Genomic DNA, 22,186 nt, shown 5'->3' with positions numbered 1-22,186 from the left:
CCCCCCCCCCCCCCCCCCCCCCCCCCCCCCCCCCCCCCCCCCCCCCCCCCTTCCCCCCCCCCCCACCCCCCCCCCCCCCCCCCCTCCCCCGGGACGGTGGGCGGTTAGGGGCGGACGGGGCCTGTGGAACCCCGGATGGTCAGGTGTGTGGGCAACACGGCCTGGCTGCGGGGGGCCGAGCCGAAGCCCGGCTGGATTTGACTCAACAGCATGGTCACGGCCACGCGCCCGGCCTGCTCCACGGGGGCCGTCACGGTTGTCAGCGGCGGGCTGCAAAAGTCCGCGCCAAAGATGTCGTCGCAGCCCACAATGCTGATGTCCTCGGGCACGCGAACCCCGCGCTCCTTCAACCGCTGGAGCATGCCAATGGCAATGAGGTCATTGAAGGCAATGCCTGCTGTGGCCCCCGAATGAACCAGCGCATCCGCCGCCGCGGCTCCCGAGTACTTTCTGGGGGCAAACGGCCCCAGTCGAACCACTGTGACGCCGCGATCCTCGGCTGCTGCGCTCAAGGCCGCCCACCGGCGCAGGCTGGAACTGGAAGTATTGGGGCCAGACAGGAAAGCTACGTGGGTGTGGCCCAGCGAGATCAAATGGTCCAGAGCCTGATTGGTGGCCGTTGGCGTGTCCAGCATGACCGAGGCGACACCGGCGATGTCGCGGTTGATGGCGACGGTGGGAATCAGCTGGGCCGTCTGGGCCAGCCCTTCATCGCTCAAGCGGGACGCCGTGAAAATGATGCCGTCAGCAGTCTTGCGGAGCTGTTCAACAGTGTTCACCTCCACCTCGTCCGATTCCTCCGTGTCCACCAGGAGCTGGGTGTAGCCGGCAGCCTTGAGTTGCAGCTGGGTTCCTCGGATGATGTCAAAGAAGAACGGATTTGTAATGTCAGCCACCAGGACGGCAACAGCTTTTGTTTGGCCCGAGCTCAGCGCCTTGGCTTGGGCGTTGGGGACATAGTTCAATTGCGCAGCGGCCGCCTCAATGCGTGCGCGCGTGCGGAAGTTGACCCGCTCCGGAGTGGACAACGCCCGGGAAACGGTTGAGGCGGCTACACCGGACAGCGCTGCGACATCGTGAATCGTGGCAGGCTTCTCGGGCGTGACGCCGGAAGGAGCAGTCATGGTTGGGACACATCCTTGTGTGGGCGGAATGGGGACAAAGTCGATGGTGGGCGTCGTGGCGTGTAGAGCAAGACTATGATCTTTGCCACAATTTGGCAATCGGTTGTCAAAAGTTTGCATCGGCGTTAGGCTTTTGGGTACTTAGCTAGATGTGAAGTGAATCACCCATGCCCGGTCCGGCAAGCTGGCACCGGCACCTGATGCCAATGTGGAGGCCCCTATGTCCAACCCCCAAAACCCTACGTGGACCCTTTCCGGGTTCGGCGATGAAATTGATCCCGATCCCAAGGTGCAGGCCGCAGTCCTGCTGGCGTTGGGGGCCTCACACATTGAGGTTCGAAGCGCGTGGGGCACGAACGTTGTGGAGCTCAGCGATGCCCAGGTCAGTGAGCTCAAGGGCATCCTTGAGGACGCCGGGCTGAAGGTTTCGGCGGTTGCCAGCCCCATTGGCAAGGTTGATGTCAGCCTTCCTGCCAGCCACGAGGTTGAGCGCCTGCGCCGCATCATTGAGGTGGCCAAGGCCCTGGACACCCGCTACATCCGCATGTTCTCTTACTTCCGCGCAGCTGACCAAAGCCCGCACGACATCCGCGAGGCAGTCATGGAGCGCCTGACCCTGCTTGCCGACGTGGCCCAGGAGGCCGGCGTGGTGCTGATCCATGAGAACGAGAAAGACATTTACGGGGACACCCCGGAGCGGGTTCTGGATATCCTTCAGAGCGTAAATTCACCAGCCCTGCGCGCCGCATGGGACAACGCCAACTTTGTCCAGGTGGGCGTCAAGCCCCACACCGACGCTTACGCCATGCTGCGTCCTTACTTGGAGTACCTCCAGGTGAAGGATGCTGTGGCGGCAACGGGTGAAGTGGTTCCCACGGGGCAGGGCGACGGTGAATTGGCGGAGACACTCGCCGCCCTCAGCCGTGATGGCTACAGTGGCTTCGCCTCCCTGGAACCGCATTTAGCGGCCCAGCACGAACTGGGCGGATTCTCCGGCCCCGCTGCGTTCGGCGAAGCAGCCCGCGCCTTCCGCAAGGTCACCGACTCGATCGGTGTCACCCTCATCTAACGGTGGTGCCCCCGGCGCACAGCAGCCACGGCCCGGCCGCCCCAACCCTTCGCAGCACAAGACAAAGGAGTCATCATGCCCAGAGTAGCCATCATTGGTTGCGGCGACGTTGCCACAGTCCATTTCGAGGCGATCGCCGCCATTGACGGGGCGGAGCTGGTGGCCGTGTGTGACACCGATCCGGCCCGCCTGGCGGAGGCTGTGGCCGCCCACAATGTTCCCGGCTACCGGACGGTGGAGGAGCTGCTGGATGAGGTGGCTGTGGATGTGGTCCATGTTTGCACACCGCACCACCAGCACGCGGATCCCGTGATTGCCGCCTTGGCGCGAGGCGTCAATGTGATCAGTGAGAAACCGCTTGCCAGCACGGTTGCCGACGGCGAGCGGGTTGCCTCGGCCGCGCAGGCCAGCACCGCCCGCGTTGGGATTTGCTTCCAAAACCGCTACAACCAGGCCGTCCAGGCGCTGCAGGAGCGGCTTTCCAGCGGCGAATACGGTGCTGTGCTGGGCGGATCCGGCACTGTCATGTGGCACCGGAACGCTGACTACTATGACGACCGGCCATGGCGGGGCACCTGGTCCGGCGGTGGTGGCGGACTGCTGATGAATCAGGCCATCCACACCCTTGACCTGCTGCAATGGCTCATGGGTGATGTAACAGCCGTGTCCGGCCATGCGGCCACGCGCGCGCTGGCCGAAACCATCGAGGTGGAGGACACGGCCGAGCTGATGCTCACCCACCGCAATGGCGCCCGCAGCGTGTTCTACGCAACCCTCGCCAACACCGTCAACGCCCCCATCACGGTGGACATTGCCACCGAAAAAGCCGAATTCCACCTTCGCGGTGACCTGACCATCACGCACGACGACGGTCGGGTGGAAGTTGTGCACGAACGGCGGGCCGAATCCGGGGGGCGGGACTACTGGGGCGTCTCCCATCAGCTGTTTATTGCCGATTTTTACTCTCAGCTGGGCCAAGATGGCAGCTTTTGGATCGACCCCAGGGAAGCGCTCAAGACCCTGCGTATCATCAAGGCCGCCTACGCCCAGAGCTATCCGGACAGGCTCCTGGAGGTTTCCTAAACCTCATGAAAATGTTTCAAAAGAATTCTTTCGTCACTTTTTGACAATCGGTTGCCAAAATGTGGCAATGTCAGTAATGTGATCTACACAACACCTCAAGTGGCTCCGGCCACACCTTCTCCGCACTCCCTTTGATTCATTCCTAAACCAAGGAGCCAACAATGAAGTTTGGTCCAAAAAAAGTCCTCATGGCAGGCCTGCTGGCCGCTGGACTCGCCCTGAGCGCCTGCAGCGGCGGCGGAACCGGCGGTTCCTCCAATGCCGGCGGCACAGCAGTCACCAGCTTGACCCTGGGCACCCTGCAGGACGTCCGGTCCTGGGATCCGGCGCAGGCCCACGTGGGCCACGGACTGCAGCCGTACCAGGCCGTTTACGATTCCCTGGTGCTGCGCGAACCGGATGGCAAGCTCAGCCCCATGCTCGCCACCGAGTGGAAGTACAACGCTGACCAGACCGTGCTGACTCTGAAGCTCAAGGACGGGGTCACCTTCAGCGACGGAGCAGTCTTTGACGCGGAAGCCGTCAAGGCAAACTTTGAGCACTTCCAGAAGGCCAATGGCCCCCAGATGTCCCAGTTGAAGGCACTCTCAGCCGTCAAGGTGGTGGATCCGTCCACAGTGGAAATGACGCTGTCAGCACCGGATCCGGCCTTGACGTACTTCCTCAGCCAGGCGGCAGGCCTCATGGGCAGCCCCAAGGCGCTGGTGACCGAGGGCATCAAGACCGAGCCCGTTGGATCGGGACCCTATGTTATGGACAAGGCGTCCTCGGTGAAGGATTCGGTCAACGTCTTCAATGCCCGCGCGGACTACTGGAACAAGGACCTGCAGAAGTTCCAGAAGGTCACCTTCAAGGTTCTTCCTGACGTCACGGCCCGCACCAACGCACTGGTCTCCGGACAGGTGGACGCCACTCTGCTCGATCCCAAGAACGGCAAGCAAGCCGAAGGCGCCAAGATGATCCTGGAGACCAACCAGGTTGACTGGCAGGGCCTGCTGCTCATGGACCGCGACGGAAAAACAATCCCGGCTTTGAAGGACGTGCGGGTTCGCCAGGCGTTGAACTACGCCTTCGACCGCAAGACCATCCTCGACCAGATCCTGCTGGGCCAGGGAACCGCCACCTCCCAGCCCTTCGGCAAGGAAAGCGGCGCCTGGGTTGAAGAGTTGGAAGACAAGTACACCTACGATCCGGCCAAGGCCAAGTCATTGTTGAAGGAAGCCGGGTTTGAAACGGGCGTCACCATTTCTGCCCCGACATTCCCCGGCTTCGAACCCCTGCTGGCAGTCCTCAAGCAGCAGCTGGCCGACATTGGCGTGACCCTGGAAATTCTCCCGGCTGCTCTGAACACGTTCACCGCAGATGTTGCCGCACAGAAGTACCCCAGCATGTACTTCTCGCTGTTCCAGGGAGAGCCGTGGGTGGCCATCAACCAGATGATCTCCACCAGCGCCTTGTACAACCCGTTCAAGAGCACCACCCCCGAGCTGGCGACCATGATCGACGCCGTCCAAAAAGGTGGCGACAACTCCTCCAAGCTGGCGCAGGACGTCAACAAGTACGTGGTGGACCAGGCTTGGTTTGTTCCCCTGTTCCGTGTGAACCAGATGTACTACCACAACGCCAAGATCAGCGTCTCCCCGCAGATCCAGATGGCAGTTCCGGCCATCTACAATTACGCACCCATCAAGTAACCACCAAGGAGGATTGCTGGGGCGGCCCCTGCGGCCGCCCCAGCAATCCCACCAACCACTTCTGGCCAGTAGCGGCCGGCACCCGAGCATGTACAGATAGTTAGACGGAGCAATTCATGATTAAGTTCATTATTAAGCGGCTGGTCAGCGGTGTGGTGGTGCTGCTCGCTGTTTCAGTCCTGACATTTTTCCTGCTTTATTTTGCAGGCGGAAGCATTGCCCGGAACATCTTGGGCGACACCGCAACTCCCGAACAAATCGCGTTGAAGGAACAAGAGCTTGGTCTTGACCAGCCCATACTTGCCAGATATTTTAGCTGGCTCCAGCACGCCCTCCAGGGCGATCTTGGCAGTTCCTGGTTCTCCTCGGAGCCCGTGGCCAGTTCGCTCGCCACACGAGTTCCCGTGACCATGACCATGGTCCTTGTGGCCATGCTCCTGATCGCCATCCTGGCCACCATCATTGGTGCAGCCGCCGCTGTCAAGCGTGGCTGGGTTGATCGGGTGGTCCAGATTGGTGCCGTTCTTGGCGACTCCGTCCCCGGGTTCATCATTGGTGTTTTCCTCGTGACAATCCTTGCCATCCAGCTGCAAATCTTCCCTGCCACCAGCACCATTTCTCCGGGCGTGCCGGCCAGTGCCTGGGTTGCTTCCCTGACATTGCCAATCCTGGCACTGCTCATCAACGGCGTGACAGGTGGGGCGCAACAAATTCGCAGCGCCGTCATCAAGCAATTTGAAAAAGACTATGTGCGCACCCTGCGAAGCCGCGGCATTGGCGAGACCGAGATTCTCTTCAAGCATGTGCTGCGCAGTGCCGCACCCGCAGGGCTGACAGTGCTCAGCCTGCAACTCATCGGCATGCTCGGCGGCGTGGTCATCATTGAACAGATCTTCGCCTTGCCGGGTATCGGCCCCCTCGCTGTGACAGCAACCAGCCAAAGCGACCTGCCCGTTGTCATGGGGATCGTCATGTACACGGTCGTCGTCGTCATCATCGTCAACCTGCTTGTAGACCTGGCCAACGGTTGGCTCAACCCGAAGGTGCGTGTATCGTGACCACCGCTTCCCCCACAGGACAAACCGGAACTGTGGTTCGCTCCACGCCCGTGCGTCGTCTCCTGAAAAACCCGTTGGGCATCATCTCGCTGTCCATCCTGGCCGTCATTGTGCTGCTGGCCATCTTTGCCCCCCTGCTGGCCCCCTTTGATGAAAACTATGCCAACGTTGGCAAGACCCTTGCCGCGCCCGACGGCGTGAACTTCCTGGGGACCGACAGCTCGGGACGCGATGTGTGGAGCCGGCTGTTGTTCGGCGCCCAAGTCACCTTGTTGTCCGCAGTCCTCTGCGCCGCCGTCGCCGTGGCGATTGGACTCCCGGCCGGATTGATTGCCGGATACTATGGCGGCCTTTTCGAGACCACCTCCAACTGGATCGTCAGCATCTTGATGAGCCTGCCCGGGCTCATCGTCCTGCTGACCATCCGGGCAGCCTTTGGACCCTCGGTCTGGATCGCCATGGTGGCGTTCGGCGTCCTCATCAGCCCGTCATACTTCAGGCTCACACGGACGGCCGTGCAATCGGTCCGCAACGAACTCTATGTCGATGCGGCTCGGGTGGCCGGCCTCTCCGACATCAGCATCATCGGCAAGCACATCTTCTCCGTGGTCCGTGCCCCCATCATCATCCAGACAGCGGCAATTTGCGGTGTGGCCATCGCCATCCAGTCAGGCCTGGAATTCCTGGGCTTGGGTGACCCCACCATGGCAACGTGGGGTGTCATGCTCAGCGAAGGCTTTAAGAACGTCTACCTGACGCCCATGCTCCTGATCTGGCCTTCCTTGGCGATTGCCCTGACCATCGGTGCGCTGGTTTTGCTGGGCAACGCCATCCGCGACGCCCTGGAAGACGGCGAAAAGATCAAGGCGCCCAAAAAGTCCGCCGTGGCCGGGGCCAGCAAGCCCAACTCTGCCAACAACGCCGTGGAACAGGGCACCGAACACCACCTGGTCAAGGTCAGCCACCTCGGTGTGGGCTACCCGCAGGCGGACGGCAGCATCAAGAAGGTTGTTGACGACGTTTCCTTCCACGTGGACCGTGGCGAGGTCCTGGGCATTGTGGGTGAATCCGGTTCCGGAAAGTCCCAGGCCGCTTTCTCCATTCTTGGCCTGCTGCCGGATAACGCCCGTATTGTGGCCGGAACTATCCAGTTTGACGGCAACTACACAGTCCAGCCGGGCGATGACAGGGTCAACCAGTCGCGTCTGGGCAAGATCCGGGGCCGGCGCATCTCCTACATTCCCCAAGAACCCATGAGCAACCTGGACCCGGCCTTCACGGTTGGATCCCAGCTGGTCACACCCATGGTTCGCGTCTTGGGCATCTCCAAGAGCGAGGCAAAAAAGCGGGCCATGAAGTTGCTCAGCGATGTTGGCATCACGCATCCGGACCGCACGTTCAAGGCCTACCCGCATGAGATTTCCGGTGGCATGGCCCAGCGCGTCCTGATTGCCGGGGCCATCAGTTGTGAACCTGACCTGATCATCGCCGATGAACCGACCACGGCGTTAGATGTCACCGTCCAGGCTGAAGTATTGGACTTGCTGCGTGAATTGCGGCAGCACCTGAACATCGGCGTCATTCTGGTGACCCACAACTTCGGCGTGGTCTCGGACCTCTGCGACCGTGTGGTGGTCATGCAAAACGGCCGGCTGGTGGAAGAAGGCGCTGTCCGAGACATCCTGCGCAACCCCAGGGAAAAGTACACCCAGATCCTGCTCTCATCAATGCTTGAAGGTAAAACCCCCATGACCAAGCTTGTTCCTGACGTAGAGGAGTTTGCGCTGTGAGTGCCACCAATTCGCCATCAACAGCCACGGAACCGGCAGGTGAGTCCCTGCTTGAGGTAGCGAACCTGGTGGTGGAGTACCCCACCAAGGTTTTTCGCGGGAAACCTTTCAGGGCCCTGAGCAACATCAACATCAACATTCGCCAAGGCGAAACCTTGGGTCTCGTGGGGGAGTCCGGTTCTGGAAAGACAACCCTTGGACGAGCAGTCCTGGGACTTGCGCCGGTGACCGAAGGTAAGGTCATCTTTGAAAGCAAGGACATCAGCCACGCTTCACGCAAGGCACGCCGGATCCTCAGCCGGGACTTGCAAGTGGTGTTCCAGGATCCCTACACCTCCTTGAACCCCGCGCTGGAGATCGGCGACATCCTGGCGGAGCCTCTTGGCGTCCAAGGAGTCCCTGCAGCGGAGGCGAAGAAGCGGGTTATGGAATTGCTGGATCAGGTGGGCCTGCCCAAGGATGCGGTGCACCGGCTCCCGAGGGAATTCAGCGGCGGGCAGCGCCAGCGTGTTGCCATCGCCCGCGCACTGGCCCTGTCACCCAAGCTGATCGTCTGTGATGAAGCCGTCAGCGCACTTGACCTGACAACCCAGGCCCGGGTATTGGACCTGCTGCTGCAAATTCAAAAGGACACAGGCGTCTCTTACCTCTTCATCACCCACGACCTCGACGTGGTCAGGCATGTCAGCCACAATGTGGCCGTCATGTACCGCGGCGAAATCGTGGAACAAGGGACGTCGAGTCTAGTCACCACCACCCCCGTACACCCCTACACCCAGCGCCTGTTGCTGGCCTCGCCAGTGCCGGACCCCGACCGCCAGGCGGCCCGCCGTCAGGCACGGTGCCGCCTTCTTGACGAGCAAGCCGAAATGGCCGTGGCCTCCGGCGTCTAGGCGCAGGAGCGTGCACTCCTCGGATTCACACACAACTGATTCACTCGCGGGCGCCAATCCGGGGCCCGAAACGAAAGGAACCACCGTGGCAAAAATTGGTGTCCAGGCAATGATGCTCAAGGACAGCTTTACCGCAATTGGCGCATTCGAAACACTCCGCAAGATCAGCAGCATCGGGTACAACGCCGTCGAGATTTCACAAATCCCCATGACGGGCGAAAATGTGGCCGAGCTTGACCGCAGCCAAAAAGAATTTGGTATGGACATCGCGTCGCTTTCCGTGGCGTTGGAGGGGCTGCCGGGCATGCCCGGTGACACACTGAAGGCCAACTTCGAGAAGATCGTTGAGGACGCCAAGCGCCTGGACACCAAGCTTGTCCGCATTGGCATGCTGCCATTTGGTGCCATGGCCTCCATTGAATCCGTGATCTCCTTCGCGAAGGAGGCCAACGAGTACGCACTGCGCTTGTTGGATGAAGGAATTGGTCTGTACTACCACAACCACCACATTGAATTTGCCAAGTTTGACGGGAAATTCATGCTGGACATCATTGCGGACAACTCACCGGCTATGGGGATGGAACTCGATGTGCACTGGGTGGCACGTGGCGGCCTGGACCCCGTGCGCACCATTGAAAAGTATGCCGGCAGGACCTCCATGATCCACCTCAAGGACTACCGCATTGGGCAGATGCCACCCGAGGCTTTTGAGCTGCTTGGCAAGGGGGACTTCCCGGGCTTCATGAACGAATTCAAGAACGTCGTCCAGTTCGCCGAAGTGGGGGAGGGGAACCTTGACTTCCCCTCCATTATTGACCAGAGCATCAAGACGGGTGCCCAGTATCTGCTGGTTGAGCAGGACGAACTCTACGGGCGCACCGTGTGGGAAGCCCTGCAAACCTCCTATGACAACCTCCAGGGCATGGGCTACGGCGAGCTCTTCTGAGCCCCAGCCTCGTGCCTCGGCCCACTCGTGGGCGTGGGCCCAACCCACTTCCACGGCTCGCAAGCTCGCAGCGGCTTCCATCATCGTCACCGAAACCAACACTAAGGACCAACAATCATGAGCAAGAAAGTACGCATCGGAATCATCGGCCTGGGCCAGCAGGGCGGCATGTATGCCAAATTCATCACCGACGGCATGGTCCCCAACATGGAGATCGGCGCGCTGTGTGACATCGACCCGGCCAAGAAGGACATGGCTGCGGCCACGTATCCGGATGCCCCGTTCTTTGAGGACTATATCGCCATGATGGAGAGCGGCAGCGTGGACGCCATCGTCACCTGCGTGCCCCACTACCTGCACCCAGAAATGGGCATCGCGGCCCTGACCCGCGACATCCACGCGCTCGTGGAGAAGCCGGCAGGCGTCTACACCAAGCAGGTCAAGGAACTCAATGAGTTCGCAGCCACCAAGCCCCAGCTCTCCTTCGCCATCATGTTCAACCAGCGCAACAACCCCCTGTACAAGCGCCTGAAGGAAATTGTTGACAACGGTGAGATCGGCAACATCCTGCGCACCAACTGGATCATCACCACCTGGTGGCGGCCGCAGGGCTACTACAACTCCAGCGCATGGCGGGCCACCTGGGGCGGCGAAGGCGGCGGTGTCCTCGTCAACCAGGCGCCCCACCAGCTGGATCTGTGGCAGTGGATTTGCGGTGTGCCCAAGTCGGTCTTCGCCAAGGTCTCCTACGGCTTCCGCCGCGACATCGCCGTCGAAGATGAAGTCACGGCCATTGTGGACTACGGCAACGGCGCCACGGGCACCTTTGTCACCGCCACCCACGACATGGTGGGCACCGACCGTTTTGAGATCCTCGGTGACCAGGGCAAGATCGTGGTCCAGGACTCCAAGACTGCGACAGTGACCCGCCTGCAGAAGCCCGAACGTGAACTCAGCGAGAGCATGGGCATGGACGATGTCATGAAGCTGTTCATGGGCCAGCTGAACACGGATGATTTCTACTCCACCGAAACCATCGAATTCGAGTCGGCTTGGGGCGGCCAGCATGCAGGTGTGCTGGAGAACTTTGCCGCGAACATCCTGGACGGCACCCCGTTGCTGGCGCCCGGCTCCGACGGCATTAACGGTGTCCGCCTGGCCAACGCCATCCACCTCTCCAGCTGGCAGGGCAAGGAAGTGCCGCTGGACTTCGACGAGGATGAATACCTGTCCCTGCTCAACAAGCGCATCAGCGAAGAAGGCAAGTACGCCGAACGCGCCTAGACGGATCGGCAGTCAGCGCGCTGCACACCGGCCGTCCCCGCACCTCCAAGGGGACGGCCGGTTCGTGGGTTAAGCTTGGCTGATGGCAACCAATTGCGGAGATTCTCTTGACTGACATGACCACGGCAAGCAGCGGCGCAGACCAGCAGGCAACCCGCCCCAAGGCGGGAAAATCGGCCGCGACCATTTACGACATCGCCGAGCTCGCGGGCGTCAATCCTTCAACAGTGTCCCGGGCCTTGAGTAAACCTGGCCGGGTCAGTGCCAAGACTCAGCAAAAGATCCTCGATGCGGCCGAAGAACTGAACTACCAGGTCAACATTTTTGCCCGCGCCCTGCCCACGGGAAAAACACAAACCGTGGGCCTCATCGTTTCCGACATCACCAACCCTGCCTTCTTCGACATCATCCGTGGCGCCGAAACCGCTGCCGCCGCGCGTGACTACACACTCATGCTGGCCGAATCAACCGAATCACCCGAACACGAAATGACGGCTGCCCGGCGCATGCTGGCCACGGTGGACGCCCTGATCCTGGCCAGTCCGCGACTTGACGACGCCGACATTCAAACATTGGCAGCCAAGAAGCCGGTGGTTCTCATCAACCGCAGAGTGGACGGTGTGGGTTCAGTCGTAGCCGACACCGAGGGTGGCATTGCCGAGGCCGTTCGGCACCTGGCCGCCATGGGGCACACCTCCATTTCCTATGTTGCAGGCCCCGACAGGTCCTGGATGTCCAGGCGCCGCTGGGAAAGCATCAAGGCCCGGTGCGACTGGCACGGCATTTCCGTGGGTATTGTTGCCTCCGGGCTGCCCACAGTCGACGGCGGACGACGCGCGGCCGCCGTCGTCCGGAATGGGGACGCCACGGCCGTGTTTTGCTACAACGACCTCATGGCCATAGGACTCATGCGCGAACTCCAGGCGGCGGGAATGCTTGTGCCGGCGGAGCTGAGCATCCTGGGATTCGACAATATTTTTGGTTCGGATTTCACCACTCCGCCGCTCTCAACCATCAAGTCGCCGCTGCACGAACTGGGTGTTTCTGCGCTGACCTGGGTCTTGGATTCCTTTCATGAGCACGGTGCCCAGCAGGCCGATTCCGCGCTGACCACGGAGCTGGTGCTGCGCGGCTCCACGGGGCCGGCGAACTCCGCATAGCTTCCGGTTGGCAATATTTGGCAACCGGTTGACAAAATGGTGTGTGCGCATGGACTATTGATCTATGTCACACTTCCTCACTCCCATTGCCGCCCGCACGCAGTCTGTTGAAACAGCCCGTTCGGCCACCGCAAGCAGTGCAGTTGTTTCAGCCACCTCAGTGGGCCGGGCTACACCGTCATTGGCCGCCGACCCGGATCGCTTGCTGCCTGCCGATCCCGGGACTCGCAGCATTGCCCGTGAGCTGCTGGCCAGGGTGGAGGGCCTGCCCATCATTTCCCCCCATGGCCACGTTGAAGCTTCAATGCTGGAACTCGATACACCCTTCCCTGATCCGGCAACGTTGCTGGTCAGCCCGGACCACTACGTCACCCGGTTGATCCACGCCAGTGGTGTCCCGTTGGAGAAACTCCGCGTTGGCGGGTCAACCACAGTTGAACCGCGTGAAACGTGGCGGGAATTCGTCAAGGCTTGGCCGCTGTTTGATGGCACCGCCTCCGGGTACTGGATGCGGGATTCCTTTGAGCATGTCTTCGGCCTGACCAGGGCGGTCACGCCGGAGAACGCGGACGCCCTCTTTGATGAGCTGGACGCCAAGCTTAAGAGTTCGGCATTCCTGCCACGCCAGCTGTTCGCCGACTTCAACATTGAAGTGCTCGCCACCACCGATGACCCCCTGGACAGCCTTGCATCCCATGCTGCTATTGCTGCGGACACGAGCTTCACCGGTCGCGTGCTGCCAACGTTCCGCCCCGATGCCTATATTAAATTCGCCGCTGCCGGCTGGGCGGAGCGGGTGGAAAACTTGATCGGTGCTGCCGGCGACGGACTCACCGGCTATGCCGGTTACATCCGCGCCCTGGAAAACCGGCGCCAATACTTCGTGGAACACGGCGCCGTCTCTGCAGATCATGGTGCCCGCACCGCCATGACCCTGCGCCTTGATGCGGCCACGGCCACGGCGCTCTTTGACAAGGCCCGCCGCGGCGAAGCCACGGCACAGGACGCGGATGTCTTCGAGGCGCACATGATGTACCAAATGGCGCGCATGTCAGTGGCCGACGGCCTAGTCATGACCATCCACCCCGGTGTCTTCCGCAACCACCACACAGCCTCATTCAACAAGTTCGGGGCGGACACCGGCCACGACATCCCGTTCGCCGTCAGCTACACGGAGGCGCTGCGCCCCATGCTTGAGGACTTCGGCACCGCGCCCGGCTTCCACTTCATCCCGTTCACCATTGACGAGACGGTCTTCTCCCGGGAAATCGCGCCGCTGGCAGGCTTCTACCCGTCGGTGTTCATCGGCGCCCCGTGGTGGTTCCTGGACGCACCCGATGCCATGCTGCGCTTCCGCTCAGCCGTCACCGAGACGGCCGGATTCTCCCGCTCCTCTGGCTTCATTGATGACACCCGCGCCTTCTGCTCCATCCCCGCCCGCCACAACACCTCCCGACGCATCGAGGCAAGCTTCCTGGCCCGCCTCGTGGCGGAGCGCCGGGTCAGCGAAGCCCGTGCCCATGAAATCATCGTCGACATTGTTGACGCAGCACCCCGAAGGGCCTTCAAACTGTGAGCACCAACCAAGCCGCCATCCCGGCGTTGAACCGGGCAGCATCCCCTGCTGCCCCCGTCCGCATTGTCCATCTGGGGCTGGGTGCCTTCCATCGCGCCCATCAGGCGTGGTACACCCAACATGCCAGTGACGGCAGCGAATGGGGAATCGCGGCTTTCACCGGGCGGCGTCCCGATGCCGCGCTTAGCCTCGCCGCCCAGGACGGGCTTTACACCCTCATTGAACGCGGTGAAAGCGGCGACACCTTTGAGCTGATGACAAGCATTGTGCAAGCCCACGACGGCGCCGATCTTGCCGCCCTGTCCGGCTTGGTGGCGGCACCGGGCACTGCCATAGTCACCCTGACCATCACCGAGGCCGCCTACAACCTGGCCGGGAACGGCGCCCTGGACCACGCCAACCCCGCCGTCCAGGCCGACATTGACGCCCTGCGCTCGCTCACCGCCGGCAATGGCTGGGCGGCAACTGCGTCCACCTCGCCAGTGACAGCGGCCGGACGTCTGGTCTACGCTCTCGCCGCACGGCGCCGCGCCGGAGCCGGCCCCATTGCAGTAGTTTCCTGCGACAACCTGGCCAACAATGCAACGGCCGCCCGGGCCGCCATTGCGGGACTGGCTGACGTGGTTGACCTTGAGCTTGCCGACTGGATAGCGCAGAATGTGAGCTTTGTGGGGACCTCCATCGACAGGATTACGCCCCGCACCACCGCCGCCGAGATTGCCTTGGTGGCCCAGGAATGCGGCTATGCCGATTCCTCGCCAGTTGTCACGGAACCGTTCAGCGACTGGGTGCTCTCCGGCGACTTCCCCGCCGGGCGCCCCGACTGGGAAAGCGCCGGGGCAGTGTTTGTTGATGAGCTGGAGCACTTTGAGAACCGCAAGCTGTGGCTGCTCAATGGTGCGCACTCCCTCATGGCCTACGCCGGCCAGCTGCGCGGACACTCCACCGTGGCCCAAGCCCTGGCAGATCCGGTGTGTGCCGGCTGGATTGAGGCATTCTGGGACGAGGCCCAGCGCAATCTACCGGCAGAGGGTCTCGGCATACCCGCCTACCGGGCAGCTCTGCTGGCCAGGTTCAGCAATGCCCGCATTGCCCACCACCTGGCCCAGATCGCCATGGACGGCTCCAACAAGTTGCGCATGCGTGCCGTGCCGGTGCTGAGGGCCGAACGTGGTGCCGGGCTTTCTGGTGCAGGCGCCCTGCAGATGGTGGCGGCCTGGGTGGCTTTCCTGCGGAAGTCTCATGCCGAGGGTGCGGCCATTGCTGACGCTGCAGCGGCCGATCTATATGCCGCCCTAGCGCTGGCAGACGCACCAGGGGGTGTTGCCGGCGCGGATCTGGCTGCACTGGTGGGCATCCTCGATCCGGGGCTGGCAACTGATTCGCAACTCTTGGAGGAGCTGGAAGCTGCCGCCAAATCCTTGCTGGAGCCGGCAGGGCAGGTGCTCACGCAGCACTGATTTGGTCCCGTGGCCGTGGCCGCGGCACAGCTGCAGCCACGTTCCCCACTAACTGGCAATAAACAGAAAAGCACAATTTGGCAAGCGATTGCCAAATTGTGCTTTTCCTGCTTTACTCAGTGTGCTGCAAGTCATAGTTGCCGGCGAGCGGTGCGCAGAGAGCAGACCACAAAGGTCTCCCGGTGCCCGGCTGCCAGTTCCAAGGAGAGGGATCCACCGTTGAAACCCCAGAATAATGCCACGCGTGAAGTGGTCAATCTTGATGGGCTCTTTGCCTTTAAAGTCGACACAAAGCGCGCAGGCCTGAGCGAGAAATGGTTCCGGCAGCCGCTGTCTACGGCCGTGGAAATTGCTGTTCCTTCCAGCTACAACGATCTGTTCACTGAGCAGGAAGTCCGCGACCACGTGGGATATGTCTGGTACCAGCGTGAGGTCCATGTGCCCCGCGGCTGGGATGGCTCACGGATCTTCATCCGGCTAGACGCCGCCACCCACGAAGGGTTGGTCTACGTCAATGACGAGCTGGTGGCCCACCATGTGGGCGGCTACCTGCCCTTTGAAGCTGACATCACCGAGCAGGTGGGTGCAGGAGAACAGTTCCGCCTCACGATTGCCGTGAACAATGAGCTGACCCAGGCCACCATTCCGCCGGGCACCATCGAGGTCACAGCCGATGGTCGACGCCAACAAAAGTACCTGCACGACTTCTACAACTATGCAGGCCTGCACCGTTCGGTGTGGCTGTACTCCGCACCGGCCGTCCGGGTAGAGGACGTCACTGTTGTCACCGATTTCCAGGGCTCCACGGGAACCGTTGACTATATTGTGGACGTGGCAAATATGACGCCGGAGGATACCGTCAGCATTGCCCTGATGGATGCTGAGGGCACCCAAGTGGCCAGCGTTGCTGGCGCCACGGGCTCCGCCTCGATTGCCGATGTGGTGCTGTGGAAGCCGGGAGCCGCCTACCTGTACACACTGCGCGTCGACGTGCGCCGTGGCGCTGAGCTGGTGGACACGTATTCACTTCCCGTGGGAGTGCGCACGGTTGAGGTGCGCGGCCAACAGTTCCTGATCAACGGTGAACCCTTCCACTTCACGGGCTTTGGTATGCACGAGGACCACGTCACCATCGGCAAAGGCCACAGCAACGCGGCCATGGTGAATGACTTTGCGCTGCTGGATTGGATCGGAGCTAATTCCTTCCGCACCTCGCACTACCCCTACGCCGAGGAGGTCATGGACTTTGCCGACCGCCACGGCATTGTGGTGATCGATGAAACGCCGGCCGTTGGCCTGCACCTTGGTTTTGCGGCCGTCATGGGCGGACTCCCGCGCAAAACGTATGAAGTGGGGGGCGTGGATGATGCCACGGCAGCCAGCCATCGCCAGGTCATCACGGAATTGGTCAAACGCGACAAAAACCACCCTTCAGTGGTGCTGTGGAGTATTGCCAATGAGCCCAACGGTGCCGAGGAAGGTGCCCGGGAGTACTTCGCCCCGTTGGTGGAACTGACCCGCGCGCTGGACCCCACCCGCCCCGTGGGCTACGTCAACGTCATGTTTGACACTCCTGACAAGTGCATCATCGGCGACCTCTTCGACGTCATCATGCTTAACCGCTACTACGGCTGGTACCTGGACAACGGTGACTTGCGCTCGGCCGAGCAGAAGCTGGAAACGGAATTGCGGGCCTGGGCAGGCTTGCTCGAGAAGCCCATCATCATGACCGAATATGGCGCCGACACCCAGCCGGGCCTCCACTCCATCTACGACCAACCGTGGAGCGAGGAATACCAGGCCAAGTTCCTGGACATGTACCACGCCGTCTTTGACCGGGTTGATGCCGTGGTTGGCGAGCAGGTGTGGAACTTTGCCGACTTCCAGACGTCCAATGGCATTATGCGCGTGGACGGCAACAAGAAGGGCGTCTTCTCCCGGGACCGGCGGCCCAAGGCTGCCGCGTTTGCCCTACGCCGGCGCTGGAAGGCCGGGACTGAGTCCTAAAGCAACTCGCAGGGCGCCCCGCCACAGTCACGCGGCGGGGGGTCCTGCGGCATGTGCCGAGCGGGAAGGAGAGTAAAAAAGAAACTATTGGCAAGCGGTTGCCAAATGTTGTCTCAACTGATTTACTGTTAGTAATACAGCTCACACGCCGACGCGGCAGTCCACCGACGGGCCGCCTAGGGGAAATCGGCGAACGTGAGCATCCTGCCGGCTAGCCAGCGGCAGGGGATGGGTAAAGGAGCCCAGATGACCATGACAGCAAAGCAATCACCAACAGACGCGCCAGCGTCCACAGCAACGGCCCAGGGCCCGCTGTCGAAGCTCAGCATCATCGGCTATGGCGCCGGAGATGCAGCCAATAACCTGGCCTTCACGACGGCCACCATGTTCTTGTTGCTGTACTACACAGACGTGGCGGGCATCAGTGCCGCAGCGGCCGGAACCCTGCTTCTGGTGGTCCGCATCTTTGACGCCTTTGCCGACGTGCTCGCCGGGCGCATGGTGGACAAGACGTACCACAAGAAGCTCGGCAAATTCCGGCCCTTCATCATGTTCGGTTCGGTGCCCCTGCTGCTGCTCAGTGTCGCAACGTTCTCGATCCCGCAGATTGGGCAGACGGGCATGCTGATCTGGGCTTACGCCAGCTACACGTTGCTGGGCTTGGCCTACAGTTTCGTCAACATCCCCTTCGGCTCACTCGCCGGTGCCATGACCCAGGTGTCCACCGAGCGGGCCAAGCTTGCCAGTGCACGCACCATCGGTGCCGTTGCCGTGGGCTCCTTCCTGGGCATTTTCATCGCTCCGTTGATGAAGGGCGGGGAGAATCTGCAGCCGCTCTTCACCACGCTGACCATCATCTTCGCCGTGGTGGGCACAGGGCTGTACATGTTTACTGTCTTCACCACCAAGGAACGCGTGGTGCGCGAGGTTGCCAAGGTCTCGCTCAAGCAAAGCCTGTCCACCCTCAAGGGCAACAAGCCGCTGTTGCTGCTGTGCATCAGCTCCTTCCTGTTCCTGACCGGGCAGCTGGCCATCGGCTCCATCCAGATCTACTACTTCCGCGACGTGCTCAATTCCCTGCCCCTTTACGCGGTCATGGCAATCGTGAACATCTTCCTCACCTTTGGGCTGGCGGCACTGTTGCCGCGCCTGGTCCGCTTTGCCGGCAAGAAGCGCCTGTACCTGGTGGCGGGAGTCCTGATGGCTGGCGGTGGCCTGATCGTCTTCATTGCCCCCGCCTCCATGGTCTGGTTCGCATTCACCGGGGTTCTGGTCACGCAGCTGGGCATCATGCTGGTCAGCATGCTCGTCTGGGCCCTGGAAGCCGACACTGTTGAGTATGGGGAATGGCGCACGGGCGTTCGCTCGGAAGGCATCACCTACGCTTTGTTCTCCTTCACCCGCAAGACCGGCCAGGCTGTTGGCGGCGCGCTCGCGGCATACGCCCTGGCTTGGGGCGGCTACGCCTCCGGCGGCGGTGCACAAACTGAGCAGGCACTCCTGGGAATCCGGATCGGCTCGGGCCTGCTGCCCATGGTCTTCGCCGTCCTGGCAATCGTGGTCATGATCGCCTACCCGCTGACGGATGCCAAGCACAAGGAGATCGTTGCAGACATCTCGGCCCGCAGGGCTTCCCGCCTGGAGGATGCTCTGGAGCAGCGCGACGCTCAAGACAACTCCTAGCCCCGAATTTATTCACCCCGTGCAACACCCGCAACCCACCCTTATCAAGCCATTTTGGAAGGCCCCCTTTTCGTGAAAATCATTTCCGCAGAAGTTTTTGTCACCAGTCCCAGCCGCAACTTTGTCACCTTGAAGGTCACCACCGATGAGGGTGTTGTGGGCATTGGTGATGCCACGCTCAATGGCCGTGAGCTGGCGGTTGCTGCGTACCTGAAGGAGCACGTGGCCCAGCTGCTGATTGGCAAGGACCCGCACCGGATTGAGGACACCTGGCAATTCCTGTACCGCAGCTCGTACTGGCGCCGCGGCCCGGTCACCATGGCCGCGATCGCCGCCGTGGACATGGCGCTCTGGGACATCAAGGGCAAGCTGGCCGGCATGCCGGTTTACCAGCTGCTGGGCGGCGCCTCACGCAATGGCCTGCGCGCCTACGGACACGCCTCCGGTGCCGACATTCCCCAGCTCTTTGACTCCGTTCGAGAGCACCTGGAACTGGGCTACAAGTCCATCCGCATCCAGACAGCCATCCCCGGCATCAAGGCCGTGTACGGTGTTGCCGCCCAGGCGCAGGCCTCCGGCGAACGCTACGACTACGAGCCCGCTGGCCGCGGCGCGCACCCGCAGGAAGAGGACTGGGACACCCGCGCCTACCTGCGCCACCTGCCCACAGTCTTTGAGGCGGTCCGCAACGAGTTTGGCCCGGAAATCCCGTTGTTGCACGACGGCCACCACCGCATGACCCCCATCCAGGCTGCCAAACTGGGCAAGTCCCTGGAACCCTATGACCTGTACTGGTTGGAGGACTGCACCCCGGCCGAGAACCAGGAGGCACTGCGCCTGGTCCGCCAGCACACCACCACCCCGCTGGCCATCGGCGAAATCTTCAACACGGTCTACGACTACCAGACCATCATCAAGGAACAGCTCATCGACTACGTCCGTGCCGCCTCCACCCATTTCGGCGGCATTTCCCCGTTGAAGAAGGTCATGGACTTCGCCGCCCAGTACCAGATCAAGTCCGGCTTCCACGGCCCCACCGACATTTCGCCCATCGGTTTCGCAGCGCAGTTGCACGTGGGCCTGGCCATCCACAACTACGGCATCCAGGAGTACATGCAGCACTCCGACGCCACCAACGAGGTCTTCTCGCAGTCCATGACCTTCAAGGACGGCTACCTGCACCCCGGCGATGCCCCCGGCATCGGTGTGGAATTCAATGAGGAGGCCGCTGCCGCGTTCCCGTACCAGCAGGCCTACCTGCCGTACAACCGCCTGGTTGACGGAACTGTCCACGATTGGTGATAGGTGCTGCTGGATTCCCAGCAGGCCACCATGGAATCGTTGGGGCCGAGAAGTCCGCCGTGGTGATGGACATGCCGACGCCGGTGTGGTCCGGGTTGAGCCGATGATCGGGCTCCGCCACAATCCGAACGAAAGGCGCGCCAATGGGGCACAGGATCAATGGCGCTGATATACAGGAGATTATGAATACCTCGCAGCCTGCTCCCGAATCCGTGCCCGCCGCCCCGCAAGTGGTGGTCATGGGTGTGTCCGGCTCCGGCAAGAGCACGATTGGGGCGTTGGTGGCCGACGCCATGAACATCCCGTTCCTCGACGGCGATTCTCTACACCCCCTGGCCAACATTCACAAGATGGCCGAGGGTACCCCGTTGACGGACGAGGACAGGTGGCCGTGGCTGGGGATCGTTGGTGATGAGCTGGCCGGCGCCGCAACCGGGGGCGTGGTCATTGCCTGCTCGGCCCTCAAACGGCAGTACCGCGACGTGATCAGGGCCAAGGCGCCGGGGACCATCTTCCTGCATTTGGACGGCTCGATCGAGGTTCTCAGCGCGCGTCTGGAGGGCCGTTCCGGCCACTTCATGCCGCCGTCGCTGCTCGCGTCCCAGCTGGCCGCCCTGGAACCGCTTGAGGCGGATGAGCGTGCTGTGGTCATTGATGTTGCCGCCGGAATCACGGCCATCCTGGTGGAGGCTGAGGCGGGCATTCGGCGTGTCCTGGCCGGCTGATCCGCCTGCTCCTGCGCCCGTTGGTGCACTGGCGGACGACGCCGGGCACCCCCTCCGTGCCAACGAGGAGTTGAGCGTTGGTCAGCTTGCCCAACGTGCCGGAGTCAACGTTTCCGCACTGCATTTCTATGAGCGGCAGGGGCTGATCGTCAGCACCCGCACGGCGGGTAACCAGCGCCGCTATCAACGCTCGGTGCTGCGCAGGGTGGCGGTCATCCGGGCTGCGCAGCGGGCCGGGATCCCGCTGGCCTTGATTGCCCAGGCGTTTGCCGAACTGCCGCGCAACGGGGTACCCACCAAAACCGACTGGCAGCGCCTCTCCGCAGCCTGGCAGCACGAACTGGATGCTCGCATTCTCGCCCTGGAAAAACTGCGGGGGAGCCTGGGCGGCTGCATTGGCTGCGGCTGCCTGTCCCTGGCTGAATGCAGTTTTGTGAACCCGGGCGACCACGTGGGCGAGGACGGGCCCGGCGCACGGGCGTTCGACGGCACCGATCCGCAGCCGCCGGGCAGCTGAGCCGCGTCCCGATTTGACCTCAACTAAGGTTGAGGTTCTAAAGTCGTTGATGGCAGGCCGGGTTGGCCCAGCCGCTGCGAGAGGAATGCCTTGACACTGACTGTGCACCCGGAGACGGTTCCGGCCCTTAATATGGCACGCGACTATAAGAGTGCTTTTGGCGGGCACCCTGCCGGTGTTGCCATCATCACCGCCGACTCCGGCACGGGGCCCGTGGGCATCACTGCCTCCTCGGTGGCATCGGTTTCCGCGGAACCGGCCATCCTCGCCTTCTCCTTGGCTGCGCAAACAGGATCAGCGGCCGCCATCGCCGTGGCAGAGACTGTCGTGGTTCACCTTCTCAGCGCCGACGACCTGCACCTGGCCAGGATTTTCGCCAGCCCGCTCACTGAGCGGTTCACCGAGGCCATGGACTGGGCCGCCCTGCAAACCGGCGAGCCCCTGCTGCGCCATGGCGGCTACGCCTTGAGGGCAAAAATCCTGACCCGCACCCAGGCCGGCAACTCCTTGTTGCTGGCCGCCGAGGTGGTGGAGGTCATCGCTCCCGCGAGCCAAGGCGCGCCCTTGGTGTACCACCAGCGCAACTACCACGGCTTGGCTGCACACACCATTTTGCCCAACCCGTAGGCGACGTTTACCAAGGGGTGCCCCGGGGTGCTCATGTACACTGAAGAGCCTATGGAAAGTAAATCTAGGGGCCGGCGCAACGGCTTGGCGAGCGCTTCTTTGCGTTCACGCAAGCCGCTTGGCAATGCCGGCAAATCCCTCACACGTGACCACGGCTCTTCTTCCTCGACGGCCTCCTCAGGGGCAAC

The 22,186-nt window shown here is 62.1% G+C and carries 18 protein-coding genes; 17 read left to right on the top strand and 1 reads right to left on the bottom strand.

Annotated features, from left to right (window positions below; genetic code table 11):
• Positions 1 to 104 precede the first annotated feature (104 nt).
• Positions 105 to 1,124 carry a LacI family DNA-binding transcriptional regulator gene (locus ACX80Q_RS07895; RefSeq protein WP_459329980.1) on the bottom strand — a complete coding sequence of 340 codons (1,020 nt, stop codon included), beginning with the start codon at positions 1,122 to 1,124 and terminating at the stop codon, positions 105 to 107.
• A 220-nt stretch (positions 1,125 to 1,344) separates the two neighbouring features.
• Here ACX80Q_RS07895 and ACX80Q_RS07890 point away from each other — a divergent pair, with 220 nt between their 5' ends.
• From ACX80Q_RS07890 to ACX80Q_RS07810, 17 genes are all read left to right on the top strand, one after another.
• Positions 1,345 to 2,193 (top strand): sugar phosphate isomerase/epimerase family protein, encoded by an 849-nt coding sequence (locus ACX80Q_RS07890; protein WP_459329979.1) that lies wholly within the window; start codon positions 1,345 to 1,347, stop codon positions 2,191 to 2,193.
• A 75-nt stretch (positions 2,194 to 2,268) separates the two neighbouring features.
• A complete protein-coding gene (locus ACX80Q_RS07885; RefSeq protein WP_459329978.1) occupies positions 2,269 to 3,276 on the top strand; it encodes a Gfo/Idh/MocA family protein in 1,008 nt (335 codons plus the stop codon).
• Between the two features lie 161 nt (positions 3,277 to 3,437).
• The gene (locus ACX80Q_RS07880) at positions 3,438 to 4,970 is read left to right on the top strand and encodes an ABC transporter substrate-binding protein (protein ID WP_459329977.1); all 1,533 of its coding nucleotides are present in this window, start codon (positions 3,438 to 3,440) and stop codon (positions 4,968 to 4,970) included.
• A 116-nt stretch (positions 4,971 to 5,086) separates the two neighbouring features.
• Positions 5,087 to 6,028 (top strand): ABC transporter permease, encoded by a 942-nt coding sequence (locus ACX80Q_RS07875; RefSeq protein ID WP_459329976.1) that lies wholly within the window; start codon positions 5,087 to 5,089, stop codon positions 6,026 to 6,028.
• Positions 6,025 to 7,818 carry a dipeptide/oligopeptide/nickel ABC transporter permease/ATP-binding protein gene (locus ACX80Q_RS07870; protein WP_459329975.1) on the top strand — a complete coding sequence of 598 codons (1,794 nt, stop codon included), beginning with the start codon at positions 6,025 to 6,027 and terminating at the stop codon, positions 7,816 to 7,818. Before ACX80Q_RS07875 ends, ACX80Q_RS07870 begins: the two co-directional genes overlap by 4 nt.
• Positions 7,815 to 8,711: an ATP-binding cassette domain-containing protein gene (locus tag ACX80Q_RS07865; RefSeq protein WP_459329974.1), complete on the top strand. Its 897-nt coding sequence runs from the start codon at positions 7,815 to 7,817 to the stop codon at positions 8,709 to 8,711. The genes ACX80Q_RS07870 and ACX80Q_RS07865 overlap by 4 nt, the downstream gene beginning before the upstream one ends.
• Positions 8,712 to 8,796: 85 nt before the next feature.
• On the top strand, positions 8,797 to 9,657 hold the full coding sequence (locus ACX80Q_RS07860; RefSeq protein ID WP_459329973.1) for a sugar phosphate isomerase/epimerase family protein: 861 nt from the start codon (positions 8,797 to 8,799) through the stop codon (positions 9,655 to 9,657).
• Between the two features lie 117 nt (positions 9,658 to 9,774).
• Positions 9,775 to 10,941, top strand: a complete 1,167-nt coding sequence (locus ACX80Q_RS07855) for a Gfo/Idh/MocA family protein (RefSeq protein ID WP_459329972.1) — start codon at positions 9,775 to 9,777, stop codon at positions 10,939 to 10,941.
• A 116-nt stretch (positions 10,942 to 11,057) separates the two neighbouring features.
• Positions 11,058 to 12,101: a LacI family DNA-binding transcriptional regulator gene (locus tag ACX80Q_RS07850; RefSeq protein ID WP_459329982.1), complete on the top strand. Its 1,044-nt coding sequence runs from the start codon at positions 11,058 to 11,060 to the stop codon at positions 12,099 to 12,101.
• A gap of 64 nt (positions 12,102 to 12,165) precedes the next feature.
• Positions 12,166 to 13,677, top strand: coding sequence for a glucuronate isomerase (gene uxaC, locus ACX80Q_RS07845; RefSeq protein WP_459329971.1), 1,512 nt, complete (start codon positions 12,166 to 12,168; stop codon positions 13,675 to 13,677).
• On the top strand, positions 13,674 to 15,137 hold the full coding sequence (locus ACX80Q_RS07840; protein ID WP_459329970.1) for a mannitol dehydrogenase family protein: 1,464 nt from the start codon (positions 13,674 to 13,676) through the stop codon (positions 15,135 to 15,137). Before uxaC ends, ACX80Q_RS07840 begins: the two co-directional genes overlap by 4 nt.
• A gap of 219 nt (positions 15,138 to 15,356) precedes the next feature.
• Entirely contained in the window at positions 15,357 to 17,144 is a 1,788-nt protein-coding gene (gene uidA, locus ACX80Q_RS07835) for a beta-glucuronidase (RefSeq protein ID WP_459329969.1), read from the top strand.
• A gap of 246 nt (positions 17,145 to 17,390) precedes the next feature.
• Positions 17,391 to 18,827, top strand: coding sequence for a glucuronide transporter (uidB, locus tag ACX80Q_RS07830; RefSeq protein ID WP_459329968.1), 1,437 nt, complete (start codon positions 17,391 to 17,393; stop codon positions 18,825 to 18,827).
• Between the two features lie 72 nt (positions 18,828 to 18,899).
• A complete protein-coding gene (gene manD / locus ACX80Q_RS07825) occupies positions 18,900 to 20,129 on the top strand; it encodes a D-mannonate dehydratase ManD (protein ID WP_103464588.1) in 1,230 nt (409 codons plus the stop codon).
• A 182-nt stretch (positions 20,130 to 20,311) separates the two neighbouring features.
• Entirely contained in the window at positions 20,312 to 20,854 is a 543-nt protein-coding gene (locus ACX80Q_RS07820; protein WP_459329967.1) for a gluconokinase, read from the top strand.
• Positions 20,838 to 21,371: a redox-sensitive transcriptional activator SoxR gene (soxR, locus tag ACX80Q_RS07815; protein ID WP_459329966.1), complete on the top strand. Its 534-nt coding sequence runs from the start codon at positions 20,838 to 20,840 to the stop codon at positions 21,369 to 21,371. The genes ACX80Q_RS07820 and soxR overlap by 17 nt, the downstream gene beginning before the upstream one ends.
• A gap of 90 nt (positions 21,372 to 21,461) precedes the next feature.
• Complete coding sequence (locus ACX80Q_RS07810; protein ID WP_459329965.1) at positions 21,462 to 21,998, top strand: flavin reductase family protein; 537 nt, start codon at positions 21,462 to 21,464, stop codon at positions 21,996 to 21,998.
• The last annotated feature ends 188 nt before the right edge of the window (positions 21,999 to 22,186 follow it).

The sequence above is a fragment of the Arthrobacter sp. HLT1-20 genome (assembly GCF_054510895.1).
The sequence above is the reverse complement of the archived record's forward strand: the minus strand, read 5'-3'. Positions and strand labels throughout refer to the sequence as shown.